This window comes from Pseudomonas sp. H1_G08 (assembly GCF_054681355.1).
This window is the reverse complement of sequence record NZ_CP162822.1, coordinates 3,634,690-3,654,289: the sequence shown is the minus strand read 5'-3', so window position 1 is coordinate 3,654,289 and position 19,600 is coordinate 3,634,690. Positions and strand designations below refer to the sequence as shown.

General features: G+C 59.3%; 20 protein-coding genes, 1 tRNA gene and 1 pseudogene. 18 read left to right on the top strand and 4 right to left on the bottom strand.

The features are described 5' to 3' along the window. Positions 1-242: 242 nt before the first annotated feature. The 3 genes and pseudogenes from AB4N85_RS16490 to AB4N85_RS16480 all read right to left on the bottom strand — a co-directional run bounded on the left by AB4N85_RS16490 (position 243) and on the right by AB4N85_RS16480 (position 3,098). Positions 243-1,085 carry a chromosome segregation protein SMC gene (locus tag AB4N85_RS16490; protein WP_460068365.1) on the bottom strand — a complete coding sequence of 281 codons (843 nt, stop codon included), beginning with the start codon at positions 1,083-1,085 and terminating at the stop codon, positions 243-245. Between the two features lie 229 nt (positions 1,086-1,314). Then, positions 1,315-2,856 (bottom strand): annotated as a pseudogene (locus tag AB4N85_RS16485) (DUF927 domain-containing protein); the annotation flags it as partial. Positions 2,857-3,013: 157 nt separating this feature from the next. Beyond that, positions 3,014-3,098, bottom strand: a tRNA-Leu gene (locus tag AB4N85_RS16480). Positions 3,099-3,206: 108 nt separating this feature from the next. Between AB4N85_RS16480 and queA the strand changes: the two genes are divergently transcribed. The 6 genes from queA (at position 3,207) to AB4N85_RS16450 (ending at position 9,311) form a co-directional block, all read left to right on the top strand. Next, positions 3,207-4,271 carry a tRNA preQ1(34) S-adenosylmethionine ribosyltransferase-isomerase QueA gene (gene queA, locus AB4N85_RS16475; RefSeq protein ID WP_016773315.1) on the top strand — a complete coding sequence of 355 codons (1,065 nt, stop codon included), beginning with the start codon at positions 3,207-3,209 and terminating at the stop codon, positions 4,269-4,271. A gap of 14 nt (positions 4,272-4,285) precedes the next feature. After that, the gene (gene tgt / locus AB4N85_RS16470; RefSeq protein WP_160768392.1) at positions 4,286-5,401 is read left to right on the top strand and encodes a tRNA guanosine(34) transglycosylase Tgt; all 1,116 of its coding nucleotides are present in this window, start codon (positions 4,286-4,288) and stop codon (positions 5,399-5,401) included. Between the two features lie 43 nt (positions 5,402-5,444). Then, positions 5,445-5,783 (top strand): preprotein translocase subunit YajC, encoded by a 339-nt coding sequence (yajC, locus tag AB4N85_RS16465; protein ID WP_016773317.1) that lies wholly within the window; start codon positions 5,445-5,447, stop codon positions 5,781-5,783. A gap of 65 nt (positions 5,784-5,848) precedes the next feature. After that, positions 5,849-7,717 carry a protein translocase subunit SecD gene (gene secD, locus AB4N85_RS16460; protein ID WP_016773318.1) on the top strand — a complete coding sequence of 623 codons (1,869 nt, stop codon included), beginning with the start codon at positions 5,849-5,851 and terminating at the stop codon, positions 7,715-7,717. A 9-nt stretch (positions 7,718-7,726) separates the two neighbouring features. Then, complete coding sequence (gene secF / locus AB4N85_RS16455; RefSeq protein WP_252868239.1) at positions 7,727-8,641, top strand: protein translocase subunit SecF; 915 nt, start codon at positions 7,727-7,729, stop codon at positions 8,639-8,641. Positions 8,642-8,762: 121 nt separating this feature from the next. After that, positions 8,763-9,311 (top strand): glycine zipper 2TM domain-containing protein, encoded by a 549-nt coding sequence (locus AB4N85_RS16450; protein ID WP_039761427.1) that lies wholly within the window; start codon positions 8,763-8,765, stop codon positions 9,309-9,311. A 228-nt stretch (positions 9,312-9,539) separates the two neighbouring features. On the opposite strand, the gene suhB is transcribed toward AB4N85_RS16450, so the two are convergent. After that, the gene (suhB, locus tag AB4N85_RS16445; protein WP_016773320.1) at positions 9,540-10,358 is read right to left on the bottom strand and encodes a type III secretion system regulator SuhB; all 819 of its coding nucleotides are present in this window, start codon (positions 10,356-10,358) and stop codon (positions 9,540-9,542) included. Between the two features lie 145 nt (positions 10,359-10,503). Between suhB and trmJ the strand changes: the two genes are divergently transcribed. The 12 genes from trmJ to rlmN all read left to right on the top strand — a co-directional run bounded on the left by trmJ (position 10,504) and on the right by rlmN (position 19,589). Next, positions 10,504-11,274 carry a tRNA (cytosine(32)/uridine(32)-2'-O)-methyltransferase TrmJ gene (gene trmJ / locus AB4N85_RS16440; RefSeq protein WP_041479930.1) on the top strand — a complete coding sequence of 257 codons (771 nt, stop codon included), beginning with the start codon at positions 10,504-10,506 and terminating at the stop codon, positions 11,272-11,274. 3 nt (positions 11,275-11,277) lie between these two features. Continuing rightward, positions 11,278-12,054: a serine O-acetyltransferase gene (gene cysE / locus AB4N85_RS16435; RefSeq protein ID WP_024014221.1), complete on the top strand. Its 777-nt coding sequence runs from the start codon at positions 11,278-11,280 to the stop codon at positions 12,052-12,054. A 240-nt stretch (positions 12,055-12,294) separates the two neighbouring features. Further along, a complete protein-coding gene (gene iscR / locus AB4N85_RS16430) occupies positions 12,295-12,786 on the top strand; it encodes a Fe-S cluster assembly transcriptional regulator IscR (RefSeq protein ID WP_016773323.1) in 492 nt (163 codons plus the stop codon). A gap of 50 nt (positions 12,787-12,836) precedes the next feature. Further along, the gene (locus AB4N85_RS16425; RefSeq protein ID WP_016773324.1) at positions 12,837-14,051 is read left to right on the top strand and encodes an IscS subfamily cysteine desulfurase; all 1,215 of its coding nucleotides are present in this window, start codon (positions 12,837-12,839) and stop codon (positions 14,049-14,051) included. Positions 14,052-14,152: 101 nt separating this feature from the next. Beyond that, positions 14,153-14,539 carry a Fe-S cluster assembly scaffold IscU gene (gene iscU / locus AB4N85_RS16420; protein ID WP_003227907.1) on the top strand — a complete coding sequence of 129 codons (387 nt, stop codon included), beginning with the start codon at positions 14,153-14,155 and terminating at the stop codon, positions 14,537-14,539. Positions 14,540-14,573: 34 nt separating this feature from the next. After that, positions 14,574-14,897, top strand: coding sequence for an iron-sulfur cluster assembly protein IscA (gene iscA / locus AB4N85_RS16415; RefSeq protein WP_003227904.1), 324 nt, complete (start codon positions 14,574-14,576; stop codon positions 14,895-14,897). An 8-nt stretch (positions 14,898-14,905) separates the two neighbouring features. Then, on the top strand, positions 14,906-15,427 hold the full coding sequence (hscB, locus tag AB4N85_RS16410) for a co-chaperone HscB (RefSeq protein WP_016773325.1): 522 nt from the start codon (positions 14,906-14,908) through the stop codon (positions 15,425-15,427). A gap of 50 nt (positions 15,428-15,477) precedes the next feature. Then, complete coding sequence (hscA, locus tag AB4N85_RS16405) at positions 15,478-17,343, top strand: Fe-S protein assembly chaperone HscA (protein ID WP_375122645.1); 1,866 nt, start codon at positions 15,478-15,480, stop codon at positions 17,341-17,343. Then, positions 17,343-17,684: an ISC system 2Fe-2S type ferredoxin gene (gene fdx / locus AB4N85_RS16400; RefSeq protein ID WP_016773327.1), complete on the top strand. Its 342-nt coding sequence runs from the start codon at positions 17,343-17,345 to the stop codon at positions 17,682-17,684. Before hscA ends, fdx begins: the two co-directional genes overlap by 1 nt. A 14-nt stretch (positions 17,685-17,698) precedes the next feature. After that, complete coding sequence (gene iscX, locus AB4N85_RS16395) at positions 17,699-17,899, top strand: Fe-S cluster assembly protein IscX (protein ID WP_460065080.1); 201 nt, start codon at positions 17,699-17,701, stop codon at positions 17,897-17,899. Between the two features lie 87 nt (positions 17,900-17,986). Beyond that, positions 17,987-18,412, top strand: a complete 426-nt coding sequence (gene ndk / locus AB4N85_RS16390; RefSeq protein WP_024014216.1) for a nucleoside-diphosphate kinase — start codon at positions 17,987-17,989, stop codon at positions 18,410-18,412. Positions 18,413-18,440: 28 nt separating this feature from the next. After that, entirely contained in the window at positions 18,441-19,589 is a 1,149-nt protein-coding gene (gene rlmN / locus AB4N85_RS16385) for a dual-specificity RNA methyltransferase RlmN (RefSeq protein WP_024014215.1), read from the top strand. Positions 19,590-19,600 lie beyond the last annotated feature (11 nt).

The window sequence follows — 19,600 nt, the reverse complement described above, 5'->3', positions numbered from 1 at the left end:
TTTCAAATATTCTCGAATGCTGAGGATCTCGGCTCTAATCAGTTTTCCAGTGAGAATCTGGACTTTGGTTATTTTGCTGGATTTTGCGTCCACGAAGACCAGCATTTCCTTTAAAGAGTCTATTCGAGATTTTAATATTTCTTTCCAGTTTGAGTGTTTCTTAGGTCTATTTGAATGATCATTTTATACCTTGTGTCAGCTTAAACAGCCTACGTACGTAGGCTGTTTCGTGAGTCAGCGGGTTACAGTGAGAAGATGTCTTGCATGCTGTACTGGGCAGATCGATCCGCCAGCTCGCGCCAATTCCAGCTGTGGAAATCTTCACCTTCTTTTGGAAGCACCAGCTTCATCAGGCTGAGGTGTTCGCCCCCCAGCAAACGTTGAGCAGCCCATAGCTTGGCGCCCATATCCATCAGTGCCTGAGCTTTTTCGTTCCACTGCTCTTCCAGTACCTTTTCGGCCAGCAACAAGGCCGTTCTTTGAATGGCAATGTGTTCCCTTTGCGCCTCGGCAATGTGCTGGTCGACGATGACCAGCTCTTGCTCCAGCGCATTAATGATTAGGTGTTGGCGACGATTGTGCTCGATGGCAGTCGCAAGGTTTTTCGCAGCCTTTTGCGCGTCTGTATTGGCGTTCTTTTCGCCTTCGGTGTCGCCCCAGGCCACTGCCTGCGCATAAGCGGTGGCGGCATCGGTTTCGGCTTGCCGGGCCTTGGTCATGTCCTCTTCTGCTTGCTGCTGGATCTGTACCAAGCGTGTGCTAAGGCTGTCGCGTTTTTCGTTGAGCTCCAGTTCGTCAGCTTTCCAGTTCGCTATCGAATCGGTGTAACCCGCCATCAAGGTTTCATGATTGAGCAGTTGCTCGCGTCGAGTGATCTGAGCATCTAAAATCCAGGCATGGTGTTTATTTGAGTCGTAAGGAAGTTTCAGCGTGTTGTACTCACTGCGGACTTCACGCAGACGATTCGCTTCTAATTCTTCGTCGCCCTCCAGTAATGCTTCCAACGGTGCCATCTCGGCGTATTGCTCTTCAGCCGCCCTCAGGTATTTATCACGGCGGGTGGTCAGTTGGTCGATCTCATCGATCAACCGCTGCTTCTTCTCGCAGTTAGCGGCCGCGTGAGTGCTATCCGAATTCGGCAGTGAAAGTAAGATGGCCTCGCTGCAGCCCAGTTCGCTGGCTAGCAGTTCATGTTGTTCGGTAGAAGCTTGGAATTCTTTCATCTGTATTGTTCCTTCAAATTAGGTTTGGGTTGAATGAGCGGCTGGCGAGGCCGGGAATAAGCCGGCGCTACCTCGATCAGCGGGGATGCCCTCAGGCAGCCCGAGCCTCGCTCTCATCCGTTCCCGGAATCGTCTTCACGATGTAACAGCGCTGGGGTCCCAGTCCGGGCAACCGGACCAGACTCGATGCCTTACCGTCGCTGGCCGGTTCCAGCACGCCGCGCTGCAGCAGTTCCTTGTTCACGGCGTTGATGTTCATGCCCCGGAAGATCTCGGAGCGCCAGGCCTCGGGCAGCACGTAATAGGTGTTAGTGGTGTGCATGGTGTCGCCCATGCCGTGCTCCAGCGTCTTGCGAAAGCCGAGACGATCGATGGTGCACGGGCCGTGTTCGTCGATCTTGGCCGCCGCCGATTCCCAGCGGGTGAAGCGGCTTTCGCCGAAACGTTCGATGACCTGGCGCAGGCGCGCCAAGATCGCATCACCCTCGAAGTTACCGGCGCCGCCGCGCTCATTCAGCCAAGCGTTCAAGCAGACGCGAGCGGCGGTAGTGGCGGTTCCGTCCGGCCAGCCGGTGATGCCCATCGCGGTGGCCAGCTCACCTGCTGCAGCGGCGAGACCGAAGCGAGCTGCGGCACGGTGTGCCTGTCCACTCGCGGACGCTGGGAGCGACTTAACAATGAAGCCTTCCAGCGTGCGGCGCAGGATCGCTGCCCAGCCGTGACGCTTGCCCGGCTCGCACAGGGCGGTGAGGAACGCGGTGATCGGCGTGCCGTAGTAGTTCGCCACGCGGGCTTTGAGCGCGTCGGACAGTGCTGCCGCGTCTTCGAAACCGTTGAGCGTGTCGAACATGCCGAGGCCTTTGCTGGCATCTGCCGGGACGGCGAGCATCCGCACCTCCATGCCCGCTTTCAGTTCCTTGTTGGCTTCCGCCATGTGCTGGGCCAAGGTCTTCTCGCCTGTGGAGAGGAACAGCAGGCGCCACTCTTGTACCTGTCAGCCTGTTTGGCCTCGGTCATTGGCGCGAGCCTTCCCGGTGCCGTTGCCGAGCATGTAGACCGTTTCGCCAATGATGCGTGGATCGCACATACCGATTTCATCCAGTACCAGTCGGCCGTCTGAATGCGCGGCAGCGATAGATTCCAGCGCGTTGTCGGTCGAGCGCCATGAGCGCACCAAGCGCGGTAAGCCGTAGATCGAGGCGGCGACTTGCAGGTGAGTGGTCTTACCGCCGGAGCTGTCGCCGTAGAGGTGAAAGCCACCTGACTCATGGCCAAGCATGTGCAGTAGCGGACCCGCGAAGGCCACCCCGACGACAAATACCAGGCGATGATTGCTAATGCACAATGCGCCGATCCTGTTGCCATTGATCGAGCGTGCCTGATTCGTTGATCGGTGGAAGCTGTGCACCGGCATCATAGAAATGCAGATGTTCGCTGTGTGTGCCAACCTGCTGCTCGGGCAGGAGAAAGGCGCTGTCATGCCAGCCTAAACGAGTGACCAGACGCGCACGTTGTGCACTGTCGAAACCGCCGAGGTAACTCTGCAAGTCGTTGCGTGCATTGCGTCCCGAACGACTGCCGGCGAGGCGCAAACTCACGTCTACAATGGAACGAGCACGTCTTTGCCGAAGTCATCACGCCGACAACTCTGCGAACTGGCCTGCGCGCCAGCCTTTGACGAGCGCGGGGGAGATAGGAGGAGGGATAAACAGACAGGCACAAAAAAACCGGCCAAGTGGCCGGTTTCTCTGGGTCTGAGAGTCTGGTAGAGACTTTCAGATATTGCTATATGGTGCCCCGAGGGAGACTCGAACTCCCACTCCTTTCGAAAACGGATTTTGAATCCGCCGCGTCTACCAATTCCGCCATCAGGGCTCAATGGCGGCGAAGTATAGAGAGGTGATTACCGTTGGTCAATCACGTTTCATGGTCAATTTTCGATATTTCCGCTAGACTTTCCGGCCCTGCTAGACGAACCCCATCATGCGCGTTGCTGACTTTACTTTCGAGCTTCCTGATTCGCTGATCGCCCGCCATCCCTTGGCCGAGCGTCGCGGTAGTCGCCTGCTGACCCTTGATGGGCCGAGCGGCGCCCTGGCACACCGTCAATTCACTGATTTGCTTGAGCATTTGCGCCCGGGCGATTTGATGGTGTTCAACAATACCCGGGTGATTCCGGCGCGGCTGTTCGGGCAGAAAGCGTCCGGCGGCAAGCTGGAAATTCTCATTGAGCGCGTGCTCGATGCGCACCGCGTGCTGGCTCATGTCCGCTCCAGCAAGTCGCCGAAACCGGGTTCGAAGATCCTTATCGACGGCGGTGGCGAAGCCGAGATGCTCGCGCGTCATGATGCGCTGTTCGAGCTGGGTTTTGCCGAGGAAGTCTTGCCGCTGCTCGACCGCGTCGGGCACATGCCGTTGCCTCCTTATATAGACCGCCCGGATGAAGGCTCGGATCGCGAGCGTTATCAGACCGTGTATGCCCAGCGTTTGGGTGCGGTGGCGGCGCCGACGGCGGGGCTGCATTTCGACGAGCCGCTGATGCAGGCGATTGCCGCCAAGGGCGTCGAGACTGCATTTGTGACGTTGCACGTCGGCGCGGGGACATTCCAGCCGGTGCGTGTCGAGAAGATCGAAGATCACCACATGCACAGCGAGTGGCTGGAAGTCGGCCAGGATGTGGTCGATGCGGTCGCTGCGTGCCGTGCGCGTGGCGGTCGGGTGATTGCGGTTGGCACCACCAGCGTGCGTTCGCTGGAAAGTGCGGCGCGCGATGGTGTGCTCAAGCCGTTCAGTGGCGACACCGACATCTTTATCTATCCGGGCCGGCCGTTTCATGTGGTCGATGCCCTGGTGACCAATTTCCATTTGCCGGAATCCACGCTGTTGATGCTGGTTTCGGCGTTTGCCGGTTATCCCGAAACCATGGCCGCCTACAAGGCCGCCGTGGAAAACGGCTACCGCTTTTTCAGTTACGGGGATGCGATGTTCATCACCCGCAATCCCGCTCCAACTGCCCCTGAACAGACAGGCCCAGAGGAAACAGAATGAGTCGCGAATGTCGAATGTCCTTTGAGCTGCTGGCCACCGATGGCAAGGCTCGTCGTGGTCGCCTGACCTTTCCCCGTGGCACCGTCGAGACCCCGGCGTTCATGCCGGTCGGCACCTATGGCACGGTCAAGGGCATGCTGCCGCGCGACATCGTCGCCACGGGCGCGGAAATCATTCTGGGCAACACCTTTCACCTGTGGTTGCGTCCCGGCACTCAAGTGATCAAAGAGCACGGCGACCTGCACGATTTCATGCAGTGGAAAGGCCCGATCCTCACCGACTCCGGCGGCTTCCAGGTGTTCAGCCTCGGCGCGATGCGCAAGATCAAGGAGGAGGGCGTGACCTTCGCTTCTCCGGTCGACGGCGCCAAAGTGTTTATGGGCCCGGAAGAGTCGATGCAGGTGCAGCGCGATCTCGGTTCCGACATTGTGATGATCTTCGACGAATGCACGCCGTATCCGGCTGACGAAGACGTCGCGCGGGTATCGATGGAGCTGTCGCTGCGCTGGGCGCAGCGTTCGAAGAATGCCCACGGTGACAACACCGCAGCGCTGTTCGGCATCGTTCAGGGCGGCATGCATGAAAACCTGCGCATGCGCTCGCTCGAAGGCCTCGACAAGATCGGCTTCGACGGCCTCGCCATCGGCGGTCTGTCGGTGGGCGAACCGAAGCACGAAATGATCAAGGTGCTGGATTATCTGCCGGGCCAGATGCCCGCTGACAAACCTCGTTACCTTATGGGCGTTGGCAAACCGGAAGATCTGGTTGAGGGTGTGCGCCGCGGGGTGGACATGTTCGATTGCGTGATGCCAACCCGTAATGCCCGCAATGGGCATCTGTTCATCGATACCGGTGTGCTGAAGATCCGTAACGCGTTCCATCGCCATGATGAATCGCCGCTGGATCCGACCTGCGATTGCTACACCTGCCAGAACTTCTCGCGCGCTTATCTGCATCACCTGGACAAGTGCGGCGAAATGCTCGGCAGCATGCTCAATACCATCCATAACTTGCGCCATTATCAGGTGCTGATGGCTGGTTTGCGCGAGGCTATTCAACAGGGTACATTGGCCGCCTTTGTCGATGCCTTCTACGCCAAACGCGGACTTCCCGTCCCGCCTTTGGACTGAGTTTTCTGACCCCAAGATTCAACATTTGCAACTGGAGTGCTAAATGAGCTTTTTTATCTCTAACGCCATGGCTGACGCAGCTGCACCGGCTGCTGCAAGCCCAATGGGCGGCGGCTTCGAGTGGATTTTCCTGGTCGGCTTCCTGGTCATCTTCTACCTGATGATCTGGCGTCCACAAGCCAAGCGCGCCAAAGAGCAGAAGAACCTGCTGAGCAGCCTGCAGAAGGGCGACGAAGTCGTGACCACTGGCGGCATCGCCGGCAAGATCACCAAGGTTGCCGATGATTTCGTGGTTCTGGAAGTTTCCGACACCGTGGAAATGAAGTTCCAGAAAGGCGCCATCGCCGCCACGCTGCCAAAAGGCACGCTGAAAGCGATCTAAGAGCAACAACTTCTACTCAATCGACGGGGCGCGCAAGGCGCCCCGCGTTCATAACGGGCGGCGTGATGCTGAACAAATACCCTCTGTGGAAATACATTCTGATCCTGGCGGTGCTGGCGATCGGTCTGATTTATTCCGCTCCCAATCTTTACCCCGATGACCCGGCGATTCAGATCAGCGGCGCCAGCACGGCTCTGCAGGTCAATGACGCCGATCTGGCTCGCGTCAGCACAGCGCTGAAAGAGTCCGGCATCAACGTCAAGGCGGCAACGCTGACGGCGGGCGGCAAGGGCGGTCTGATCCGTCTGAGCAAGGCTGAAGACCAGCTGCCGGCCAAGGACGTAGTACGCAAGGCATTGGGTGATGACTACGTCGTCGCGCTGAACCTGGCACAGACCACTCCGCAATGGCTGCGCAACCTCGGTGCGCACCCGATGAAGCTGGGTCTGGACTTGTCCGGTGGTGTGCACTTCCTGCTCGAAGTGGACATGGACAAAGCCCTCGATGCACGCCTGAAAGTCTACGAAGGCGACGTCAAGAGCCTGCTGCGCAAAGAGAAGCTGCGCTATCGCAGCCTGCCGCAATTGGGCGGTGCCATTCAGTTGGGCTTCAGCGATGAAGATTCCCGCGAACAGGCCCGTGCGCTGATCCGCAAGAATTTCAACGATTTCGACATTGTTCCGGCCGATCTCAACGGTCAACCGGTGCTGCGTCTGGCGATGACCCCGGCCAAGCTGGCGGAAATCCGTGAATACTCCATCAAGCAGAACCTGACCACGGTACGTAACCGCGTCAACGAGCTGGGTGTTGCCGAACCGATCGTGCAGCGTCAGGGCGCCAACCGCATCGTGGTTGAGCTGCCGGGCGTGCAGGACACTGCCGAAGCCAAGCGTATCCTCGGCAAGACGGCCAACCTCGAGTTCCGTCTGGCCGCCGAGCCGGGCGCTTCGAAAGCCACTTCCGAGTCGTTCGAATTCCGCGAAGGCAACCGTCCGCCAGCGCAGATCGAGCGTGGTCTGATCATCACCGGTGACCAGGTCACCGACGCCAAGGCCGGTTTCGGCGAGCACGGCACGCCTGAAGTGAACATCCGTCTGGATGGTCACGGTGGCGAGCTGATGAGCCGCGCGACGCGTTCCAACGTCGGTCGCAGCATGGCGGTGATCTTCATCGAACAGCGTCCGGTCACCACTTACACCAAGCAAGTGGTTGATGGCGTCGAGAAAGACGTTGCGGTGCAGACGTTCAAGGAAGAGAAGAAGATCATCAGCCTGGCGACCATTCAGTCGCCGCTGGGTGCGCAGTTCCGCATCACTGGCCTGAACGGTCAGGGCGAGTCGTCCGAGCTGGCGCTGCTGCTGCGTGCCGGTGGTCTGGCTGCACCGATGTACTTCGCTGAAGAGCGCACAATCGGTCCGAGCCTGGGTGCTGACAACATCACCAAAGGTATCGATGCTTCCCTGTGGGGCATGCTGTTCGTATCGCTGTTCATCATCGCCATCTACCGCTTCTTCGGCGTCATCGCCACCGTCGCGCTGGCGGTGAACATGGTGCTGCTGCTGGCATTGATGTCGCTGTTGGGCGCCACGCTGACCCTGCCGGGTATCGCCGGTATCGTCCTGACCATGGGTATGGCGGTCGACGCCAATGTACTGATCTTCTCGCGGATTCGTGAAGAGATCGCCGCCGGCATGACTGTGCAGCGGGCAATCAACGAAGGCTTCGGCCGGGCATTTACTGCGATTCTCGATGCCAACCTGACCACCTTGCTGGTCGGCGGCATTCTCTTCGCCATGGGCACCGGCCCGGTGAAGGGTTTCGCAGTGACCATGTCCCTCGGGATCTTTACCTCGATGTTCACGGCCATCATGGTGACCCGCGCAATGGTCAACCTGATCTTTGGCGGGCGTGACTTCAAGAAGTTGTGGATTTAAGGGGCTGCCATGTTACGTACAATCAACTTCATGGGCGTTCGCAACTTCGCGTTCGGCGTCACCGTGTTGCTTACCGTCATTGCCTTGTTCAGTGTCGCCACCAAGGGCATGAACTGGGGTCTGGACTTCACCGGCGGTACGCTCATCGAGCTGACCTACGAGCGTCCGGCCGATGTCACCAAGGTGCGCGAGCAACTGGCGACTTCCGGTTATCACGAAGCTGTGGTGCAGAACTTCGGCGCCACTACTGACTTGCTGGTGCGCATGCCGGGTGAAGACCCGCAGCTGGGCCATCAGGTCGCAGACGCATTGCAGAAGGTCGGCGGCGACAACCCGGCGACGGTCAAGCGCGTCGAGTTCGTCGGCCCGCAGGTCGGTGAAGAACTGCGCGACCAGGGCGGCCTCGGCATGCTGCTGGCGCTCGGCGGCATCCTGATCTACCTGGCGTTCCGCTTTCAGTGGAAGTTTGCGGTCGGCGCCATTGTGTCGCTGATCCACGACGTGATCGTGACCGTGGGTATCCTCTCGTACTTCCAGATCACCTTCGATCTGACGGTGCTGGCGGCGGTGCTGGCGATCATCGGTTATTCGCTGAACGACACCATCGTGGTTTTCGACCGGGTACGTGAGAACTTCCGTGTGCTGCGCAAGGCGACGCTGATCGAGAACATCAACATCTCGACCACCCAGACCCTGCTGCGCACCATGGCGACGTCGATCTCCACGCTGCTGGCCATCGCGGCACTGTTGTTCTTCGGCGGCGACAACCTGTTCGGCTTCTCCATCGCGCTGTTCATCGGTGTACTGGCGGGCACCTACTCGTCGATCTACATCGCCAACGTGGTGCTGATCTGGCTGAACCTGACCACCGAGGATCTGATTCCTCCGGCCAACACCGAGAAGGAAGTCGACGACCGTCCATAACGGCCAGCGATTTCCCGGCTGTCAGCCAACAAAAGGCGCGAGTTGAACTCGCGCCTTTTTTTGTGCTCCAAGGCTGGGAGAAGCGCGGGCGCGTCCCGCATGTGATGGTCAGGAGGTTCATGTGAACAAGTCGTTGCTGGTTGGTGCGGTATTGGGTGCTGTCGGTGTCACAGCCGGGGGTGCTGTTGCCACCTACAGCCTGGTTAAAAGCGGCCCTGAGTATGCGCAAGTATTAGCCGTTGAGCCGGTCAAGACACAGATCAAGACTCCACGTGAAGTATGCAAGGATGTAACCGTGACCCGGCAGGCGCCGGTCAAGGATCAACACCAGATTCTCGGCACGGCGATCGGTGCCGTAGCCGGTGGTTTGTTGGGTAATCAGGTGGGCGGCGGTACCGGCAAGAAGATTGCCACCGTGGCCGGTGCAGTTGGCGGCGGTTATGCCGGTAACAAGGTGCAGGAAGGTATGCAGAACCGCGACACCTACACCACCACGCAAACCCGTTGCAACACGGTCAATGACATCAGCGACAAGGTCGTCGGCTACGACGTGCGTTACTCGCTCGATGGCAAGGAAGGCAAAGTGCGGATGGATCGCGATCCGGGCAACCAGATTCCGGTCGACAAGGAAGGCAAGCTGATCCTGTCGCAGAATGAGCCGGGACAGTAAGGCTCCACAGTTGTGAAAAGAAGCACCCTGCGGGGTGCTTTTTTTGTACCCGCGACTCAGGGCAGCGCGCGATTCTCACCTGTGGGAGCGAGCCTGCTCGCGAATACGGTCTAACAGTGGATATTTTCTTTGCTGACACGCCCCATTCGCGAGCAGGGAATTGTGCTGTTTAGGATCGCAGGCATAAAAAAAGCACCCCGGAGGGTGCTTTTTGGTTTCGCGGAAAGCTTAGCGCTTCAGCGAAGCCGGCAGGTGCGGCTGGATCGCCGTCAGCACTGCCTTGAAGCATTTGGTGTTGCCGGCAACGATGTGGCCTTTCTCAAGGAAGTCGTGACCACCGGTGAAGTCGCTCACCAGGCCGCCGGCTTCTTGAATCAGCAGGGCGCCTGCAGCCATGTCCCACTCGGACAGGCCCGACTCCCAGAACGCATCGAAACGACCGGCAGCCACGTAAGCCAGGTCCAGGCTCGCCGAACCGGCGCGGCGGATGCCGGCAGTCTGGCCAACCAGGGCGCGGAACATGCCCAGGTAGTTGTCGAGGTTGTCCATCTGATCGTCACGGAACGGGAAGCCTGTGCCGAGCAGGGCGCCGTCGAGGCTGGTGCGACCACTGACGCGCAGACGACGACCGTTCAGTTGAGCGCCGCGACCACGGCTGGCGGTGAATTCTTCCTGGCGAACCGGGTCCAGAACCACTGCGTGCTCCAGGCGGCCACGATATTTGCAGGCAATGCTCACTGCAAAGTGCGGAATGCCACGGAGGAAGTTGGTGGTGCCGTCCAGCGGATCGATGATCCACAGGTACTCTTCGCCTTCGATGCCGGTGCCAGCGTGCAGGCCGGTTTCTTCACCCTGAATCGAGTGATTCGGGTAAGCCTTGCGCAGGGCATCGATGATTTTCTGTTCAGCGGCGCGATCGACCTCGGATACATAATCCTTGGCGTCTTTTTCGTCGACCTTGATGGTATCCAGGCGCTCGATGGAGCGGAAGATCAGTTCACTGGCGCTGCGGGCGGCGCGCAGCGCGATATTCAGCATGGGCTGCATGGATGTGTCACCTAAGGTTGTTAAAGAAAGCCGCGCATTCTATCAGAACTTTTCTTCAGGTGAAGGACGCTGTTCGCTTTCATAGCTTAACGGTAGGCTGTTCTGTAAGATTTGCCCCCCTTTCCTGTGTCCGAGAGCGCCTCCCTTGCTGCAGAACATTCGTGTCGTCCTGGTCAACACCAGCCACCCCGGCAACATCGGCGGGGCCGCGCGCGCCATGAAAAACATGGGTCTGTCGCGACTGGTGCTGGTCGATCCGCGGGTCTTCCCGCACCACGAGGCCGATGCCCGCGCCTCCGGTGCCGGTGACATCCTTGAAAACGCGCAAGTCGTCGCCACCTTGGAAGATGCTCTGGTCGGCTGCAATCTGGTGCTCGGCACCAGCGCCCGCGACCGGCGTATTCCCTGGCCGCTGCTGGATCCGCGCGAATGCGGTAACAAAGTGGTCGAGGAAGCCGGGCAGGGCGCCGAGATTGCTTTGGTGTTCGGCCGTGAAGATTCCGGCCTGACCAACGAAGAGCTGCAGCGATGTCACTTTCACGTACACATCCCTTCCGACCCGACGTTCAGTTCGCTGAACCTCGGGGCGGCGGTGCAGGTGTTGAGTTATGAAGTGCGCATGGCCTGGCTGGCCGCACAGGGTCAGCCGAGCAAGGTCGAGAAAGAAGAAGTGGCCTCGGTGAAAAGCGCCGAGCTGGCGACCATGGATGAGCTGGAGCGATTCTATGAGCACCTGGAGCAGACGCTGGTCGCCATCGAATTCCTCGATCCGGAAAAGCCACGGCACTTGATGGCGCGCCTGCGCCGGTTGTACGGACGCAGCTCGGTCAGCCGGGCGGAAATGAATATTTTGCGTGGCATCCTCACGGAAACCCAGAAAGCGGCCCGTGGCGAGCTTCTAAAGCGGAAGGATTGAATGATGTTTGAGCGTTTGCGTGAAGATATCCAGAGCGTATTCCATCGAGACCCGGCGGCACGTAACGCTTTTGAAGTCCTGACCTGCTACCCCGGCATGCATGCGATCTGGATTCATCGACTGGCCGGCATGCTCTGGCGCAACGAATTGAAGTGGCTGGCGCGGCTGGTGTCGAACTTCGGTCGCTGGCTGACCGGGATCGAGATTCATCCGGGCGCCAAGGTCGGTCGGCGTTTCTTCATCGATCACGGCATGGGCATCGTCATTGGTGAAACCGCCGAGATCGGCGACGACGTCACCATCTATCAAGGCGTGACCCTCGGCGGCACCAGTTGGAACAAAGGCAAGCGTCACCCGACGTTGGGTGATGGCGTGGTGGTCGGCGCTGGCGCCAAGGTGCTTGGCCCGTTCACGGTGGGTGCCGGCGCCAAAGTCGGTTCCAATGCTGTGGTCACCAAAGAAGTGCCACCGGGCGCCACTGTAGTGGGGATTCCGGGGCGGATCATCGTCAAGACCGATGAAGAGCAGGACGCCAAGCGCAAAGCCATGGCGGAAAAGATCGGTTTCGACGCCTACGGTGTCAGCGAAGACATGCCTGACCCGGTGGCTCGCGCCATCGGCCAGTTGCTCGATCATCTGCAAGCAGTGGACGGGCGCCTGGAAGGCATGTGCGGCGCGCTGAAGGATCTGGGCAGCAATTACTGTGCGAAAGATCTGCCTGAACTGCGTGAAGAAGACTTCGCTTGCGTCAAAGGCAAGGACGAATCGAAAGCCGGCTGAACCGCGGCGCTGCTTTTCGCGAGCAGGCTCGCTCCCACAAGAGCAATGCATTCCAATGTGGGAGCGAGCCTGCTCGCGAAGAACGATCACGCGGTTCCGCTGGCTGTCCGCAGCCCGTCTTTGCTATAGTGCGCGCGCTCTTTTGCGGGTAAACCCGACTAAAGCACTAGGTCTTATAGTTGACTTAAATGCTCGGGAATTGCATACTCCCGCCCATTCCGAACTCCGTGGTAACTGTCCATGCGACTGACTACAAAAGGCCGATACGCCGTGACCGCCATGCTTGACCTGGCGTTGCACGCGCAGCACGGGCCGGTGTCTCTGGCCGATATCTCCGAGCGCCAAGGCATCTCCCTGTCCTACCTCGAGCAGCTGTTTGCCAAGCTGCGCCGCAGCAACCTGGTTTCCAGCGTTCGCGGTCCGGGTGGTGGCTACCAGTTGTCCCGCGACATGCAGGGCATCCAGGTCGCCCAGGTGATCGATGCGGTGAACGAATCGGTCGATGCCACCAAGTGCCAGGGCCAGGGCGATTGCCATTCCGGCGATACCTGCCTGACCCATCATCTGTGGTGCGATTTGAGCCTGCAGATTCACGAATTTCTGAGCGGTATCAGCTTGGCCGACCTTGTGACTCGCCGTGAGGTACAAGAAGTGGCCCAGCGTCAGGACCAGCGCCGTTGCAGCAGCAAGGCGCCACGCCTGGACAAGATTGAAGCGTCCGCCGTCGAATGACAGCCGAAGAGCTACCCGCGGCACGCCAGCCCTGATTTAGGAGATAGTCCATGAAATTGCCGATTTACCTTGATTACTCTGCAACCACCCCGGTTGATCCGCGCGTTGCGCAGAAAATGAGTGAATGCCTGCTGGTCGACGGAAACTTCGGTAACCCGGCGTCCCGTTCCCACGTGTTCGGCTGGAAGGCTGAAGAGTCCGTCGAAAACGCTCGTCGTCAGGTGGCCGATCTGGTCAATGCCGACCCGCGCGAAATCGTCTGGACCTCCGGTGCCACCGAATCCGACAACCTGGCGATCAAGGGCGCGGCACATTTCTACGCCTCCAAGGGCAAGCACCTGATCACCAGCAAGATCGAGCACAAGGCAGTCCTCGACACCATGCGCCAGCTGGAGCGTGAAGGCTTCGAAGTGACCTACCTCGAGCCGACCGAAGACGGTCTGATCACCCCGGCAATGATTGACGCCGCACTGCGCGAAGACACCATTCTGGTGTCGGTGATGCACGTCAACAACGAAATCGGCACCATCAACGACATCGCTGCCATCGGCGAGATGTTGCGCGCCAAAGGCGTGCTGTTCCATGTCGACGCGGCTCAGTCCACCGGCAAGGTCGAAATCGATCTGCAGAAGCTGAAAGTCGACATGATGTCGTTCTCCGCCCACAAGACTTATGGCCCTAAAGGCATCGGCGCGCTGTACGTCAGCCGCAAGCCGCGTGTGCGCATCGAAGCGACCATGCACGGCGGCGGTCACGAGCGCGGCATGCGTTCCGGCACCCTGGCGACCCACCAGATCGTCGGCATGGGCGAAGCGTTCCGCGTAGCCAAGGAAGACATGGCCGCTGAAAACGTGCGCATCAAAGCCTTGAGCGATCGCTTCTACAAGCAGGTCGAGCACCTGGAAGAGCTGTACGTCAACGGCAGCCTGACCGCCCGCGTACCGCACAACCTGAACCTGAGCTTCAACTACGTTGAAGGCGAGTCGCTGATCATGGCGCTCAAGGATCTGGCGGTATCGTCCGGTTCGGCCTGCACCTCGGCGTCGCTGGAGCCTTCGTACGTACTGCGCGCCCTGGGCCGCAACGACGAACTGGCACACAGCTCGATCCGCTTTACCTTCGGCCGTTTCACCACCGAAGAAGAAATCGACTACGCCGCGCAGAAAGTCTGCGAGGCCGTTACCAAGCTGCGCGCTCTGTCGCCGCTGTGGGACATGTACAAAGACGGCGTCGATATCTCGAAAATCGAGTGGGCGGCACACTAACTATAGAAGCCGCCGGATACAGATCCTGTAGCGACGCGGCGGTTAACGCAGCGCAGTTGCAGGGTCTCAAGAGCGGCCCTGATGAGTGAGGATTGAGAATCATGGCTTACAGCGAAAAGGTCATCGACCACTACGAAAACCCGCGCAACGTCGGCAAGATGAACGCGGAAGATCCTGATGTCGGCACCGGCATGGTCGGCGCTCCGGCGTGCGGCGACGTGATGCGTCTGCAGATCAAGGTCAACGATCAGGGCGTTATCGAAGACGCCAAGTTCAAGACCTACGGTTGCGGTTCGGCCATTGCCTCCAGCTCCCTCGCCACCGAGTGGATGAAGGGCAAGACCCTGGACGAAGCCGAAACCATCAAGAACACTCAGCTGGCCGAAGAACTGGCCCTGCCGCCAGTGAAAATCCACTGCTCCGTGCTCGCTGAAGACGCTATCAAAGCGGCTGTTCGCGATTACAAGCAGAAGAAAGGCTTGATCTGAATTTCAAGATTCGGCGACGAGTAAGGAGTCAACGATGGCTATCAGCATGACAGAAGCGGCTGCTCGACACGTGCGGCGCTCCCTCGACGGGCGCGGCAAAGGTGAAGGGATTCGTCTGGGTGTTCGCACCACAGGCTGTTCCGGCCTTGCCTACGTGCTGGAGTTTGTCGACGAGGTGGTGGCGGAAGATCAGGTGTTCGAGAGTCACGGCGAAAAAGTGATCATCGACCCGAAAAGCCTGGCCTACCTGGACGGCACCGAGCTCGACTTCGTCAAGGAAGGGTTGAACGAAGGCTTCAAGTTCAACAACCCCAACGTGCGCGGTGAATGTGGCTGCGGCGAAAGCTTCAACATCTGAGGCTGGTCGTGGGTATTCCTTGTCATTTCGCTTTATTCGAGCTGCAACCGAGCTTCCGCCTGGACCTCGAGCAGTTGGCCACGCGCTACCGTGAGTTGGCGCGCGGCGTCCATCCTGACCGCTTTGCCGACGCTTCCGAGCGCGAGCAGCGCTCGGCACTCGAGCAATCGGCGCGGCTCAACGACGCCTATCAGACGCTCAAGAGCCCGGCCCAGCGCGCACGCTACCTGCTGAAAATCAGCGGGCATGAAGTGCCGATGGAAGTCACCGTCCACGATCCCGAGTTTCTTCTGCAGCAGATGCAATGGCGCGAAGAGCTCGAAGATCTGCAGGACAGTGCCGACCTCGACGGTGTCGCGGTATTCAAGCGTCGTTTGAAGGCGGCTCAGGAACAGCTCAACGAAAGCTTCGCAGCCTGTTGGGATGATGCAGCGCAACGTGAACAGGCCGAACGCCTGATGCGGCGCATGCAGTTCCTCGACAAGCTCACCTACGAAGTGCGCCAGCTGGAAGAGCGCCTCGACGATTAACCCAGTGCTGCCCTGATTGCACGCTGACAGACAGACAAGACCTGATCACCATGGCTCTACTGCAGATCGCCGAACCCGGCCAAAGTCCTCAACCGCACCAGCGCCGTCTGGCTGTGGGCATCGACTTGGGTACTACCAATTCGCTGGTCGCTGCGCTGCGCAGTGGTCTTTCCGAACCGCTGGCCGACGCCAACGGGCAGGTCATCCTGCCGTCCGCCGTGCGTTATCACGCCGACCGCGTCGAAGTCGGTGAGTCCGCCAAGCTGGCGGCATCCTCCGATCCTCTTAACACCGTGCTCTCGGTCAAGCGCTTGATGGGTCGTGGTCTGTCCGACGTCAAGCAATTGGGCGAGCAACTGCCGTACCGCTTTGTCGGCGGCGAATCGCACATGCCGTTCATCGACACCGTGCAAGGCCCGAAAAGCCCGGTTGAAGTCTCCGCCGATATCCTCAAGGTCCTGCGTCAGCGCGCTGAAGCGACCTTGGGTGGCGAACTGGTTGGCGCGGTAATCACCGTTCCTGCCTACTTCGACGATGCGCAGCGTCAGGCCACCAAAGATGCGGCCAAACTCGCCGGTCTGAACGTGTTGCGTCTGCTCAATGAGCCGACCGCTGCTGCTGTGGCGTATGGTCTGGATCAACATGCTGAAGGCCTGGTTGCAATTTATGACCTTGGTGGCGGTACCTTCGATATTTCCATTCTGCGTCTGACTGGCGGCGTTTTCGAAGTTCTGGCCACTGGCGGCGACAGCGCGCTGGGCGGCGATGACTTCGATCATGCGATTGCCGGCTGGATCATCGATAGTGCTGGCCTGTCCGCCGATCTCGACCCGGGCGCGCAACGCAATCTGCTGCAAACCGCCTGCGCGGCCAAAGAAGCCCTGACCGATGCGGCCAGTGTGGAAGTGGCTTACGGCGACTGGAAAGCACAGCTGACCCGCGAAGCCTTCGATGCGCTGATCGAACCGATGGTCGCGCGCAGCCTGAAAGCCTGCCGCCGCGCCGTTCGCGATTCCGGTATCGAACTGGAAGACGTCCACGCCGTGGTCATGGTCGGCGGTTCGACCCGCGTGCCGCGCGTGCGTGAAGCCGTTGCCGAAGCCTTCGGTCGTCAGCCATTGACGGAAATCGACCCGGATCAAGTGGTGGCCATTGGGGCCGCGATCCAGGCCGACACCCTGGCTGGCAACAAGCGCGATGGCGGCGAACTGCTGCTGCTCGACGTGATTCCGCTGTCCCTGGGGCTGGAAACCATGGGCGGTCTGATGGAGAAGGTGATTCCGCGCAACACCACCATCCCCGTCGCGCGCGCTCAGGATTTCACCACGTATAAAGACGGCCAGTCGGCCATGGCGATCCACGTCTTGCAGGGCGAGCGCGAGCTGATCAGCGATTGCCGCTCTCTGGCACGGTTCGAATTACGCGGCATTCCGGCGATGGTGGCCGGTGCGGCGAAAATTCGCGTGACCTTCCAGGTCGACGCCGACGGTCTGCTCAGCGTGTCTGCCCGTGAATTGGGCTCGGGCGTTGAGGCGAGCATTCAGGTCAAACCTTCCTATGGTCTGACCGATGGCGAAATCGCCAAGATGCTCAAGGATTCGTTCCAGCACGCCAATGACGACAAGGTCGCCCGCGTTCTGCGTGAGCAGCAAGTCGATGCCCAGCGCCTGCTCGAAGCGGTGCAGGGCGCGCTGGAGGCCGATGGCGAGCGATTGCTCGACGCCGAAGAGCGCATGGTCATCGAACTGCAAATGCAGGAACTGGCCGAACTGATGAAAGGTACCGATGGCTACGCCATCGAGCAGCAGACCAAGCGTCTGTCGCAAGTGACCGATGCTTTTGCTGCCCGCCGCATGGATCTGACGGTGAAAGCCGCTCTGTCGGGGCGCAACCTGAATGAAATCGAGGATATCTGATGCCGCAGGTCATTTTTCTGCCCCACGAGAAGTTCTGCCCTGAAGGCATGGTGGTCGAGGCTGCGCCCGGCACATCGATTCTCGAACTGGCCCACGAGCACCATATCGAGATGGAAAGCGCGTGCGGCGGCGTCTGCGCCTGCACCACCTGCCACTGCATCATCCGCGAGGGTTTTGACTCGCTGGAAGAGGCTGACGAGCTGGAAGAGGACTTCCTCGACCGTGCCTGGGGCCTTGAGGCGCAATCGCGTCTGGCTTGCCAGGCCATCGTCGGTGAGGAAGACCTCACCGTCGAGATTCCGAAATATTCGCTTAACCATGCGGCCGAAGCGCCGCACTGACTGGTAAGACTGTCATGAGCTACGGTTGGAATGATGTTCAACGCATTGCAGAAGAGCTGGCCGAGGCCCACGAGGGGCTCGATCCATACTCTGTAGGTTTTGTCCGTCTGCAGCAGATGATCCTTGAGCTGCCTGACTTCGATGCTACTTCTGGCCGGGTCGGCGAGAGGGTGCTTGAAGCGGTTCAGGAGCTTTGGGCCGCAGAATTGGACTGATCGTCTCGCAGGTTAGGCAATACCCAAGAACCCGCGTATAATTCGCGGGTTTAATTTTTCGCAAATTACCGTTTCTGGAGTTACACCATGGCTGTTCAACGTACTTTCTCCATCATCAAGCCTGACGCCGTTGCTAAAAACGTGATCGGCAAGATCACCACTCGCTTCGAAGACGCTGGCCTGCGCGTTGTAGCTTCGAAACTGAAGCAACTGTCCAAAGCCGAAGCCGAAGGCTTCTACGCTGAGCACAGCGAGCGCGGTTTCTTCGGTGACCTGGTTGCTTTCATGACTTCCGGTCCGGTTGTCGTTCAGGTTCTGGAAGGTGAAAACGCTATCGCTCGCAACCGTGAGCTGATGGGCGCTACCAACCCTAAAGAAGCTGCTGCCGGCACCATCCGTGCTGACTTCGCTGAATCGATCGACGCCAACGCCGTTCACGGTTCGGACTCCGAAGCTGCTGCCGCTCGCGAAATCGCTTACTTCTTCGCAGCTACTGAAGTAACCACTCGCTAAGCATTGCTTGCAGAGTGAAGGTGAATCCATGACTACATCGACTGTTAAAACAAACCTGCTGGGTCTGACCCAGCCGGAAATGGAAAAATTCTTCGACTCAATCGGGGAGAAGCGTTTCCGTGCCGGTCAGGTAATGAAATGGATTCACCACTTTGGCGTCGATGATTTCGACGCCATGACGAACGTCAGCAAAGCCTTGCGCGACAAGCTCAAGGCCATTGCTGAAGTGCGTGGTCCGGAAGTGGTCAGCGAGGACATCTCCAGCGACGGCACCCGTAAATGGGTGGTGCGCGTGGCGTCCGGCAGCTGCGTCGAGACCGTGTACATTCCCCAGGGCAAACGCGGCACCTTGTGCGTTTCGTCCCAGGCAGGCTGTGCCCTGGATTGCAGTTTCTGCTCCACCGGCAAGCAAGGCTTCAACAGCAACCTCACCGCCGCCGAAGTCATCGGTCAGGTGTGGATTGCCAACAAATCTTTCGGCAGCGTCCCGGCCACCGTCGACCGCGCCATCACCAACGTGGTGATGATGGGCATGGGCGAGCCGTTGCTGAACTTCGACAACGTCGTCGCCGCCATGCATCTGATGATGGATGACCTCGGCTACGGGATCTCCAAGCGCCGCGTGACCCTGTCCACCTCGGGTGTGGTGCCGATGATCGATGAGCTGGCCAAGCACATCGACGTATCCCTGGCGTTGTCCCTGCATGCACCGAATGACGCATTGCGTAACCAATTGGTGCCGATCAACAAGAAATATCCGCTTAAGATGCTGCTCGAGTCGTGCCAGCGCTACATGTCCGCCCTTGGCGAGAAACGTGTGCTGACCATCGAGTACACCTTGCTCAAGGACGTCAACGACAAGCTTGAGCACGCAGTGGAAATGATCGAGCTGCTTAAAGACATCCCGTGCAAGATCAACCTGATCCCATTCAACCCGTTCCCGCACTCCGGGTACGAGCGGCCGAGCAACAATGCCATCCGCCGCTTCCAGGATCAGTTGCATCAGGCCGGTTTCAACGTCACCGTGCGCACCACCCGTGGTGAAGACATCGACGCCGCATGTGGTCAATTGGTAGGGCAGGTGCTGGATCGCACCCGTCGCAGCGAACGTTACATCGCCGTGCGCGAGTTGAGCGCCGACAGCGATCTGGCACAGAACGCCGCGAACACTAACTAAGAGAGGATCTC